This is a genomic window from Ralstonia sp. PBBBR1 (genome assembly GCF_002256165.1).
GTDB classification, from domain to species: domain Bacteria; phylum Pseudomonadota; class Gammaproteobacteria; order Burkholderiales; family Burkholderiaceae; genus Ralstonia; species Ralstonia thomasii.
On the sequence record NZ_NKIL01000019.1, the window covers coordinates 17,628 to 28,234 of the forward strand.

Genomic DNA, 10,607 nt, shown 5'->3' on the forward strand with positions numbered 1-10,607 from the left:
GGGCGCGTGCGACGCAAACCGACAATCAATATGAACGATGGCGGAGCAATAAAAAAGCCACCCGAAGGTGGCTTTGCCAAAGTGCGTCGCAGATCAATGGAACAGCGGTTGCTGTGTCGGCGCGTCTTCCGGCATTTCTGCGTGGACGATCTCGGCCGAGCGATCCGCATAGAGCGGCGCGCCGCAGTCTTCGCAGTACTCCGGTTCGAAGAGCTGGCCGTGGCGGAAGATGTCTTCGATGCCGCAGGCGCGCAACTCATCGCAGATCTGCTCCAGCGGGCTGCCCGGTTCACCTTCTGCGGCGACGTCCGTGGCGCCACCGTCGCGGCCGTAGACAGGCCAGACGATGCCGTAGATGAGGTCTTTCTCACCGCGCACCGTGAAGGCCACGCGGTATTCCTCGATCTGTTCTTCACCGAAGGCGCCGATGATGGCGCCAAAGCGGTTGGCCGGCATATCGAGCGCGCCCTGCAGGTAATTGACGGCAGCACGCACGGTCAGCGGGCGGATCTGCTTGTCGGACTCGCGGCAGGACAGGAAGAAGGCGTCCGGCAAAAGCAGGTCGAACTCGCAGCCGGGCATCAGCATGGAGATGGTCGGCGTGACCTGCTCGCGCCATTGCTCCAGGCAGGCGGACCGCTCTGCGTGGTGCTCCTTGGCGTCTTCCTGCCAGCGGAACAGCGCTTGGCCGTGCTGCGCCACGACGATTGCCACCAGGTAGCGCGGGTCGGCCAGGATCGGCGCCGTCTCGGGCATGTCGCGCAATTCGACCTTGGCGGGTTGGCCAGAGAGTGCATAGGCGGCCAGCTTGTGCGTGAGCGCAAAGGTGTCGGAATGCGTGCGCGGCAGCTGATCGATGCTGTACAGGTAAGGGGCCAGCGCTACGCGAGCGTTGGAGGCCATCACATGGGCCTGCAGGTGTACCTGCAGCGTCTGCGCCATCTCGGGCTTGATCGTGCCCGACGGGATCATGTAGCGCGTGTGTGCCAGGATGGGCGCTGCGATCAGCAACGCGTCATATTCGACGCCACCCGAACTGAGGATGGCCGATTCGGCGAGTGTCTCGGCCTGTTCGGCGAGCACGTCGGAGGCCTCCTCGTTGTGCTTGAAAAGATGGTCGAGCGCGGCGTCGAGCGCGGTCTGGCTGCCGTTCTTGAGCAGCCGGGAAAGACGTTCGGACAGCCTTTGTTCCCAATAGACGTCTTCGATGCGGCTGCCTGACGCGTCCAGCGCCAGCGCATCGGCTACCAGCCGTTCTGCATCGGGGGAAAGACGTTGGGGAGCCTTGGAGCGGAATCCTGCCATGCTGTGCCGTACCGTTCGTTGGAAGAATGAAGGGGCGTCATTTTACCCTTGTACGCCGCTGCGCGACGCCTATTACGAAACCCATAGGGCAAAAACGTTAAGGCTTGGCCGCAGGCGCCGATGCTCCCGCTGCCGCGCTGCTTGGGGCCGCAGGTACGGAAACCGCTGTGGGTTCGGATGCAGCCGGTGCGTTGGCTGGTGCCGGATGTGGCTCGGCAACCGGCGCGGAAGCTGCCAATGGCGGAGGCGGGGGCACAGGCGCTGCCGCTACAGCGGGCGCTGCCGGGGCCGGGATCGGGGCGTCGGTCTGCGGTGCTTTGACGAGGATGTAGAACACGGCAGCCGCCACGACGATGAACGCTAGTACCACTTTGGCCATGGGTGGGGGACTCCAGCAATGAAACGGTCAGGCAAGGCCGGACGGCGAGCTTGCTGCCAAGGGGGCGAAGACATCACGCGGCCTATTCGGCACACTGTACCAAAGCCTGCCCGCCGATTGGGGAGCGACGTCACCTTGTTTGATTCGGCAGGCAATAAAAAACCGGCTCCGAAGAGCCGGTTCCAGTCTGCTCCAACGTAGCGTGGGGCTTGAGGGCTTAAGCCGCCAGCAACTGGCGCAGCACGAACGGCAGGATGCCGCCGTGCTTGTAGTAGTCCACTTCGATCGGGGTGTCGATGCGCAGCAGCACTTGCGCACGCGTGGTCTCGCCGTTGGCGCGATGGATGACCAGGGTGACGTCCTGTTGCGGCTTGATTTCGCCGTCCAGGCCCTCGATGTCGAAGGTCTCGTCGCCCACGATGCTCAGCGACTGTGCCGAGTCGCTGCCCTTGAACTGCAGCGGCAACACGCCCATGCCGACCAGGTTCGAACGGTGAATACGCTCGAAACTGCGTGCGATGACGGCCTTCACGCCCAGGAGCTGCGTGCCCTTGGCGGCCCAGTCGCGCGAGCTGCCCGTGCCGTACTCTTCGCCACCGAACACGACCGTCGGCGTGCCTTCGGAGATGTACTTCATGGCGGCGTCGTAGATCGACATTTGTTCGCCGCTCGGCTGGAACAGCGTTTCGCCGCCTTCCACGCGCGAACCGTCGGCCTTGGCGGGGATCATCAGGTTCTTGATACGCACGTTGGCGAACGTGCCGCGCATCATCACCTCATGGTTGCCGCGGCGCGAGCCGTAGCTGTTGAAGTCGGCCTTCAGCACGCCATTGGCCAGCAGGTATTTGCCGGCGGGCGACGTTTCCTTGATCGAACCGGCTGGGGAGATGTGGTCGGTCGTCACGGAATCGCCGAACACGCCCAGTGCGCGTGCGCCCTTGACCGATGCCGAGGCAGCAACCGGCGTCATGCCAAAGCCTTCGAAGAACGGCGGCTCGGCGATGTACGTCGACTTCGGCCAGTCGTAGACCTGACCCTTCGTGCCCTTGACGTTGGCCCACAGCTTGGACGGCTTCTTGACCTGCTCGTAGTTCGTGCGGAACGTGTCGGCGTTCATCGCGAACTTCATCAGCTTGGCGATCTCGTCCGAGGTCGGCCAAATGTCGCCCAGATAGATGTCCTTGCCCTTCTTGCCCTTGCCGACCGGCTCGGTCATCAGATCGCGCGTCACGTTGCCGGCGATCGCGTAAGCGACGACCAGCGGCGGCGAGGCCAGGAAGTTGGCGCGGATGTTCGGGTGGATACGCGCTTCAAAGTTGCGGTTGCCCGACAGCACAGCGGCAGCAACGATGTCGTTCTTCACGATGGCATCGTTGAGCTCCGGCGTCAGGTCACCGGCGTTGCCGATACAGGTCGTGCAGCCGTATGCCGTCACGCCAAAGCCCAGCTTTTCCAGGTACGGCAGCAGCCCGGCGGCTTCCAGATATTTCGTCACCACGCGGCTCCCCGGGGCGAGCGAGGTCTTGATGTGCGGCGCCACTTCCAGGCCGGCTTCGACGGCCTTCTTGGCCAGCAGACCCGCCGCCAGCAGCACGCTCGGGTTGGAAGTGTTCGTGCACGACGTGATGGCGGCGATCAGCACGTCGCCGCTCTTCACGTCAACGCCGTTGGTGGTCGTGAAGGTCTTGTCGAGATCTTCAGCTTTCTTGTTGAAGCCGTTTTCCGCAACCGGCTTCGAGAACAGCGACGAGAACGTCGACTTCACATTGCCGATTTCGATACGGTCCTGCGGGCGCTTCGGGCCAGCCAGCGACGGGGCAACCGTGCCGAGGTCCAGCGTGAGCGTCTTGGTGTAGTCGATTTCGCCGGCCTTCGGCACGCCAAACAGGTTCTGTGCGCGGAAGTAGGCTTCGAACGCCTTGATTTCGTCCTTCGTGCGGCCCGTGCCCTTGAAGTAGTCGATCGTCTTGTCGTCCACCGGGAAGAAGCCCATGGTGGCGCCGTATTCCGGTGCCATGTTGCCGATGGTTGCGCGGTCCGGCAGAGACAGGCTGGCCGTGCCTTCGCCGAAGAACTCGACGAACTTGCCGACGACCTTTTCCTTGCGCAGCATTTCTGTGATCGTGAGCACCAGGTCGGTTGCAGTGCAGCCTTCGCGCAGGCGGCCCTTCAGCTCCACGCCTACCACGTCCGGCGTCAGGAAATACACCGGCTGGCCCAGCATGCCGGCTTCCGCTTCGATGCCGCCCACGCCCCAGCCCACCACGCCAATGCCGTTGATCATGGTGGTGTGGCTGTCAGTGCCGACCAGCGTATCCGGATAGAACACGCCGTCCTTCTTATGGACGCCGCGTGCCAGGTATTCCAGGTTGACCTGGTGAACGATGCCGAAGCCCGGCTGCACCACGCCAAACGTGTCGAATGCCTGCATGCCCCACTTCATGAACTGGTAGCGCTCGTTGTTGCGCGAGAACTCCAGTTGCATGTTCAGGTCCAGTGCCTTCTTCTCACGGAAGTGGTCGATCTGCACCGAGTGATCCACCACCAGGTCGACCGGCACCAGCGGCTCGATCTTCTTTGGGTTCTTGCCCATGCGCTCGGCCACGTTGCGCATGGCGGCCAGATCGGCCAGCAGCGGCACGCCGGTAAAGTCCTGCAGCACCACGCGGGCGACCACGAACGGGATTTCGTCAACGCGCTCGGCGTTCGGCTTCCAGTTGGCCAGTTGTGCGACGTGCTCTTCGGTCACCTTCTTGCCGTCGCAGTTGCGCAGGACGGACTCCAGCACGATGCGGATCGACACCGGCAGGCGCTCGATCGCCACGCCCAGTTCCTTGCCCAGTTGCGGCAGGGAGTGGAACTTGCCGGTCTGGCCGCCGTTGATCTTAAATTCCTTGAGTGTTTTTTTCAGATTGTGGGGCATGGCATGACTCCAAGGCTTGAGGATTGCACGGGGTGCCGGGCACCCCTGGCGGACACATCAAATCGACAAAATCAAATCACATACAAACCGGCAAACGCCTTGACCGGCATGGCTTCTGACCGGTCGGGTACTGCGCCACGACGCCGCCGAACGCCTTGCCGCCGTTGATGCGGGCGGTGATGCCATGGGCGATCGAACGCTTCTTGGCGTCGTGGTCATTCGTGGTGAAACGCTTGTCGTCCACGCGGGCAATTTTCATGCGCAGCGCATGGGTGCGTGGGCCGCGGGCGACGGTATCTTGGTGCACCTCGATTGCCTGAGCGGCGGCGAGGGCGGTGCCTGGAGCCATCGTGCCATGCGGCTCGACGGCTCCAGTTACGGCCGGCCCAAGGCGCCCGGCGCATCCATGCAAGGTCACATCGTCGACGATGACCTTGTCCGGATTCGTGCGGATGTTCGCAAACGGTGCGGACATGGCGGTTCCTGTGGGCCTCTTGCGCGACAGCGCGTTACTGCTGGGCCGGTTGGGCCGTGCCCGGTGCCGGTGCCGGTGCCGGTGCCGGTGCCGGTGCCGGGCTGTCCGGCATCATCAACGGCAGGCCGGCCGGAGCGCGCAGGGCGCCGGCTTGCGTCGGGGCCGGAGCGCCGGCAGCCATTTCGGCGGTCTGGCATTCATCGGCCAGGCGGTGGCCTTCGTTGCGGTCGAACAGCATGGCCTTGGCCGGGATGACCACCAGGTCGAAGCCCGTCTTCTGGTCAAAGTAGCGGTCGGCGCCGGTGCGGGTCAGCTGGCGCGGCAGGTCGTAGTTCTTGCCCTTCCAGTGCAGCTTGATGATCTGGTCGCGCGTCATGTCGCCTGCAATGTAGAGCTCGTTGCCGAGTTCGCACTTCCATTGCACGCCTTCGGGCTTGGCGGCGGCAACAGGAGCAGCCTTTTTGGTGACCTTCTTCTTGGCCGGAGCCTTTTTGGCAGCCGGCTTTGCCGGCGTAGTCTGGGCGGTTGCATATGGCGATGCAGCCAGCGAAAGAACGCCAGCACAGGCGCCGACGATGAATTTGTTCATAGGGTTTCCTTCGGTAAGACAGATTGGGGCAGGCGGCTGCCAGGCCACGGAATGCCACGGCATTTCGCACACCGGCCGGTATTTTGACCGATTTGGACGCCGTGCCCAACGTTCTGTTACATGCTGGCCCGACCGCTCCGCCAAATGGGGGTGTCGTGCAAGCATCAACATCGTTTTTTGGGTCGTTCCTAGGCAGCTTACTCCGCGGTTTTGCCTTCCGTTCTCCTCGTTTGTGTTGGTATGGATGCTGGCCGGTTCATCCGCGGTTCTGTGCGAACAGCGCGTCCAGCTTGGCTTCGTAGTCGTGGTAACCGATGCTGTCGTAGAGTTCCATGCGCGTCTGCATGGTGTCGACGACGTTCTGTTGCGTGCCATCGCGACGAATGGCGGTGTAGACGTTCTCCGCTGCCCTGTTCATCGCGCGGAATGCCGATAGCGGATACAGGATCATCGACACACCTGCGGATGCCAGCTCATCGCGCGTGAAAAGCGGCGTCTGCCCAAATTCGGTGATGTTGGCTAGCACCGGCACCTTTACCGCGTCGACAAACTTCCGGTACATCGACAGTTCCGTCATCGCCTCGGGAAAGATCGCGTCCGCACCAGCTTCCACGCAGGCCACGGCGCGTTCCAGGGCGCGGTCGAACCCTTCGACGGCCAGCGCATCGGTGCGGGCCATGACGACAAAGCTCGCGTCGGTGCGGGCATCTAAGGCAGCCTTGATGCGATCGACCATTTCGTCCTTAGAAACGATCTCCTTGTTGGGGCGATGGCCGCAGCGCTTGGCGCCGACCTGGTCTTCAATGTGCATGGCCGCTGCGCCAAACTTGATGAGTGACTTGGTCGTGCGTGCCACGTTGAAGGCGGAAGCGCCGAAACCAGTGTCGACGTCTACCAGCAGCGGTACGTCGCATACATCGGTGATGCGGCGGACGTCGGTCAAAACGTCGTCCAGGCCCGATATGCCGAGGTCCGGCAAGCCCAGCGAACCAGCTGCCACGCCGCCGCCCGACAGGTAGATCGCGCGATAGCCGGCGCGCTTGGCCAGCAGCGCGTGGTTGGCGTTGATGGTGCCGACCACCTGCAGCGGCGACTCATCGACCAGCGCCTGGCGGAAGCGGGCGCCTGCACTGGCATGGGTATTTGCCATCATGGCGAATCTCCTCTCTATGGCCATCACGCGAAGAATCGCGCGCCGGCATCGGCCGGCAACTCCACACCGGTAGTGTGCGCGCGCTGCAGCACGGCCCACCAATAGCGATAGCTCGCGCGGTCATGCAGCCGGCCTTCATGTTGGATCGGTCCCCACGAGGCATCCTGCGCAGCCGCCAGAATGGCGCTCGCTTGTGTCACTTCTTCGTGCGATGGGCGGAATGCGGAAACGATCGGCGCGATCTGATCGGGATGGATGCTCCACTTGCGCAGATAGCCGAACTCGTTGCGGGCACGCGCGGCATCGGCGCCGGCGCGGTCCGGGTGCTTGATATCGGTGCTGACGTTGTGCGACGGCACCTTGCCGTGCGCGTGGCACGCGGCCGAAATCTCGGCAAGCGCGCGGCGGATCAGCGGATGTTCGAACTGCTCGGGCGAGCCCATCGCCGCGCCTGGAATCGCACCGTTGTGGGCTGAAACGAAATCCATGAGGCCAAAACTCAGGCATTCCACCTGCACCAGCGCGGCGATATCGAACACCTGCGCCAGCGCGCCATGCGTTTCGATCAGCACGTGGATCGGCAGGTGCCTCGCAATGCCGGCTGCCTTGGCCGCCTGGTTGACGCGATCGGTCACGCGCGCCACTTCCACGACGTCGCGTACCTTGGGCACGGTCACGTAGGCGAGGCGGCTGCCGGCAAGGCCCACAAGGATGTCGACGTCTTGCGTCCACGCATCGTGGTTCGGATCGTGGATGCGTACGCCGACGCGGTTGAAGCGGTTGTCGTCACTATTGATGAGTGCGGCGGCCAGTTCGGCGTGCGCGCGTTCCTGGCCGACGGCGGCACCGTCTTCGCAGTCAAACGTGATGTCGAATACGGGGCCAAGGGCTTGTTGCAGGGCGAGCGACTTGCGCATCAGCTTTTCTGCGCCCGCATAGTGGTCGCAGACCGGCAATTGGGCCGGCAGGGCATCGTCCTGGAACAAAACCTCGGTGGGGTGCACGGGGTGGTATCCGTTGGTCGGCGCTAGCAACGCCTGTGTCTTGTTCGAAATGCGGGTGTAAAAAAAACCGGAGGGTTCGCTGCCGATCCGCTCCGGTTTTTTCTTAGATCATGCGGATTACAGCAGATGCTGCACGCCTGCACGCTCGCCTTCCAGCTCGTCGAGCGTGATCTTGATCTTGCCTTGGCTGTACTCGTCGATTTCCAGGCCTTCGACGATCTTGTACTTGCCGTTTTCCGTGGTGACCGGGAAGCCGAACATCACGTCCTTCGGAATGCCGTATTCGCCGTTCGACGGGATGCCCATCGTGACGATCTTGCCGTTGGTACCGAGCACCCAGTCACGCACGTGGTCGATGGCGGCATTGGCAGCCGAAGCCGCCGACGACAGCCCGCGCGCTTCGATGATGGCGGCGCCGCGCTTGCCAACGGTCGGCAGGAACACGTCGTTGTTCCACACCGGGTCGTTGATCATGTCCTTGACGCTCTTGCCGTCGATGGTGGCGTAGCGGTAGTCGGCGTACATCGTCGGGCTGTGGTTGCCCCACACGAACAGCTTTTCGATGCTCGACACGGGCTTGCCGGTCTTGGCGGCGATCTGCGACAGGGCGCGGTTGTGGTCCAGGCGCAGCATGGCGGTGAAGTTCTCGCGCGGCAGGTCCGGCGCCGACTTCATGGCGATGTAGGCGTTGGTGTTGGCCGGGTTGCCGACCACCAGCACCTTCACGTTGCGCGAGGCAACGGCGTTGAGTGCCCTGCCTTGCGCCGTGAAGATCTGGGCGTTGGCCGACAGCAGGTCCGCACGCTCCATGCCCGGGCCGCGGGGGCGGGCGCCCACCAGCAGGGCCACGTCGACGTCCTTGAACGCGGTCATCGGGTCGGAATGCGCTTCCATGCCAGCCAGCAGCGGGAAGGCGCAGTCTTCGATCTCCATCATCACACCCTTGAGCGCCTTCTGGGCCTTCTCATCGGGGATTTCCAGCAGTTGCAGGATGACGGGCTGATCCTTGCCCAGCATTTCGCCGGCGGCGATGCGGAACAGTAGGGCGTAACCGATCTGTCCAGCAGCGCCGGTCACTGCGACGCGCATGGGTGCTTTTGCCATGAGAACTCTCCAAACGGTAGTGAAAGCGGATCGCACTGCGTGCGGCGGGCATCCGGGCGGGATGTCCGTGCAGCTTCGCAGGCATTGCCGGCAACGGTCGGCGCCTCGTGGGCGGTCGGCTCAGAATCGGCAAGAGCCTCGCAGTTTACTGCGTCCGCATGACGATGTGGAAACACACGTGCGATTGACCTTGGCGTCGTCGTGGCGTGTGTGTGGGCCGTCGCCCGGAACAGGCGCGAGTGTAGGTCGGGCCTTGCTAGAAAGTCAATGAATCTTCTGTCTTATATAAGACATAAGACATTCTATAAACGGGCTGGACGCCTTTGTCGCTTTTGTGGTGAAATCGGCGGTTATGTCGAGCACGCCAAGCCCTCTATCCGCTGCGATGCCGCCTTCAGGCGGCGAAGGCGGCGCATCGCCCGCTTCTGCGGGCGGCGCAGGCGGCTCTCCCACGTTCAGCCCGCTGTATCAGCAGATCAAGACGCTGATCCTGCAAAGCTTGCAGGCCGGCGAGTGGAAGCCCGGCGAGATGATCCCCAGTGAGATGGAGTTGGCGGCCCGCTACAAGGTCAGCCAGGGGACCGTGCGCAAGGCGATCGACGAATTGGCGGCAGAAAACCTGGTCGCGCGGCGCCAGGGCAAGGGCACCTTCGTTACCACGCATTACGAAGAAGGGGTGCAGTTCCGTTTCTTGCGTCTGATGCCGGAGCAGGGCGAGCAGCACTATCCCAGCAGCCGTGTGCTGGAGTGCAAGCGCATGCGCGCCCCGGCTGAGATCGCCCGTCTGCTCGAGCTCAAGGCCGGTGACAGCGTCGTGCAGATCCGCCGCATCCTGTTCTTTTCGGGTGAGCCGACCGTGCTCGAGGAAATCTGGTTGCCGGGGGCGAGCTTCAAAGGGCTGACGGCTGAAAAGCTGACCGAGTGGAAGGGTCCGATGTACGCATTTTTCGAGGCGGAGTTTGGCGTGCGCATGTTGCGTGCCACCGAGCGCATCCGTGCGGTGGCCGCTGACCCGACCACGGCGGAGTTGCTGTCGGTGGCCGCTGAATCGCCGCTGCTGTCAGTGGAGCGCGTGTCGCATACGTTCGGCGACAAACCGGTGGAGATACGCCGTGGCCTGTACGTCACGACGCGGCACTACTACCAGAACGAATTGAATTAATGACGCGTCGCCGGGCCCGATTCATGCGGGCCGTCGCCGCTTCGGCTGCGTCTTGATTTGTGCGGCGCGCAACAGCGTATTGCGCGTCATGAAGGCGGTGTAGAGAGGACAATCGGCCCCCGTATTACGCCACTGGCTGGCGAGGGCAGGAAGCACAAAAGTGGAGCGCATCGCATGGAATTTATGGTGCGCTGCGCAACAAAAGCGCGCTAAAATCTCGTGGATTTGTGCAAAGCTGTTTTGTTTGTTGATTAGCCAATTGGGGTCTGACCATGGCAGAAGCCATCAAGAAAGCCAGGCCGGTATACAGGAACATCGGTTTGGGCGACATCGCCCGCTACCGCTTGCCCTGGGCCGGTAAGGTGTCCATCCTGCACCGTGCCAGCGGTGCGCTGATGTTCCTTCTTCTTCCGTTCGTGCTGTACTTGTTCGAACAAAGTCTCACGTCGGAAATCAGTTTCGCCAAGTTCTCGGCGCTTCTGTCCAACGGTTTTGCCAAGGTCGTCGTCCTCG

Annotated in this window: 10 protein-coding genes; 2 read left to right on the forward strand and 8 right to left on the reverse strand. The window is 62.9% G+C overall.

What is annotated here, in order from left to right; translation table 11 throughout:
* Positions 1 to 93 precede the first annotated feature (93 nt).
* From CFE42_RS23665 to CFE42_RS23700, 8 genes are all read right to left on the reverse strand, one after another.
* Positions 94 to 1,305, reverse strand: a complete 1,212-nt coding sequence (locus CFE42_RS23665) for a DUF2863 family protein (RefSeq protein WP_004636476.1) — start codon at positions 1,303 to 1,305, stop codon at positions 94 to 96.
* A 97-nt stretch (positions 1,306 to 1,402) separates the two neighbouring features.
* The gene (locus CFE42_RS23670; RefSeq protein WP_004636473.1) at positions 1,403 to 1,684 is read right to left on the reverse strand and encodes a hypothetical protein; all 282 of its coding nucleotides are present in this window, start codon (positions 1,682 to 1,684) and stop codon (positions 1,403 to 1,405) included.
* A gap of 217 nt (positions 1,685 to 1,901) precedes the next feature.
* Positions 1,902 to 4,607 (reverse strand): aconitate hydratase AcnA, encoded by a 2,706-nt coding sequence (acnA, locus tag CFE42_RS23675; protein WP_004636470.1) that lies wholly within the window; start codon positions 4,605 to 4,607, stop codon positions 1,902 to 1,904.
* A gap of 76 nt (positions 4,608 to 4,683) precedes the next feature.
* On the reverse strand, positions 4,684 to 5,082 hold the full coding sequence (locus CFE42_RS23680) for a hypothetical protein (RefSeq protein WP_004636468.1): 399 nt from the start codon (positions 5,080 to 5,082) through the stop codon (positions 4,684 to 4,686).
* Positions 5,083 to 5,116: 34 nt separating this feature from the next.
* Positions 5,117 to 5,671: a hypothetical protein gene (locus tag CFE42_RS23685; protein WP_004636467.1), complete on the reverse strand. Its 555-nt coding sequence runs from the start codon at positions 5,669 to 5,671 to the stop codon at positions 5,117 to 5,119.
* 256 nt (positions 5,672 to 5,927) lie between these two features.
* Positions 5,928 to 6,824 carry a methylisocitrate lyase gene (prpB, locus tag CFE42_RS23690; protein WP_004636465.1) on the reverse strand — a complete coding sequence of 299 codons (897 nt, stop codon included), beginning with the start codon at positions 6,822 to 6,824 and terminating at the stop codon, positions 5,928 to 5,930.
* 23 nt (positions 6,825 to 6,847) lie between these two features.
* The gene (locus CFE42_RS23695; protein ID WP_004636463.1) at positions 6,848 to 7,828 is read right to left on the reverse strand and encodes a CoA ester lyase; all 981 of its coding nucleotides are present in this window, start codon (positions 7,826 to 7,828) and stop codon (positions 6,848 to 6,850) included.
* Between the two features lie 117 nt (positions 7,829 to 7,945).
* Positions 7,946 to 8,932 (reverse strand): malate dehydrogenase, encoded by a 987-nt coding sequence (locus CFE42_RS23700; protein ID WP_004636461.1) that lies wholly within the window; start codon positions 8,930 to 8,932, stop codon positions 7,946 to 7,948.
* A gap of 352 nt (positions 8,933 to 9,284) precedes the next feature.
* Between CFE42_RS23700 and CFE42_RS23705 the strand changes: the two genes are divergently transcribed.
* Together CFE42_RS23705 and sdhC are read left to right on the forward strand one after the other, a co-directional pair.
* Complete coding sequence (locus CFE42_RS23705; protein WP_009277492.1) at positions 9,285 to 10,094, forward strand: GntR family transcriptional regulator; 810 nt, start codon at positions 9,285 to 9,287, stop codon at positions 10,092 to 10,094.
* Positions 10,095 to 10,366: 272 nt separating this feature from the next.
* On the forward strand, positions 10,367 to 10,607 hold a 241-nt coding region (sdhC, locus tag CFE42_RS23710), incomplete at its 3' end, for a succinate dehydrogenase, cytochrome b556 subunit (protein WP_251471631.1).

Bases quoted from the DNA above. Each gene is read 5' to 3' on its own strand.
- CFE42_RS23670 (WP_004636473.1), bottom strand. From the start codon at position 1,684: ATGGCCAAAGTGGTACTAGCGTTCATCGTCGTGGCGGCTGCCGTGTTC.
- acnA (WP_004636470.1), bottom strand. From the start codon at position 4,607: ATGCCCCACAATCTGAAAAAAACACTCAAGGAATTTAAGATCAACGGC.
- prpB (WP_004636465.1), bottom strand. From the start codon at position 6,824: ATGATGGCAAATACCCATGCCAGTGCAGGCGCCCGCTTCCGCCAGGCG.
- CFE42_RS23680 (WP_004636468.1), bottom strand. From the start codon at position 5,082: ATGTCCGCACCGTTTGCGAACATCCGCACGAATCCGGACAAGGTCATC.
- CFE42_RS23665 (WP_004636476.1), bottom strand. From the start codon at position 1,305: ATGGCAGGATTCCGCTCCAAGGCTCCCCAACGTCTTTCCCCCGATGCA.
- CFE42_RS23685 (WP_004636467.1), bottom strand. From the start codon at position 5,671: ATGAACAAATTCATCGTCGGCGCCTGTGCTGGCGTTCTTTCGCTGGCT.
- CFE42_RS23700 (WP_004636461.1), bottom strand. From the start codon at position 8,932: ATGGCAAAAGCACCCATGCGCGTCGCAGTGACCGGCGCTGCTGGACAG.
- CFE42_RS23705 (WP_009277492.1), top strand. From the start codon at position 9,285: ATGTCGAGCACGCCAAGCCCTCTATCCGCTGCGATGCCGCCTTCAGGC.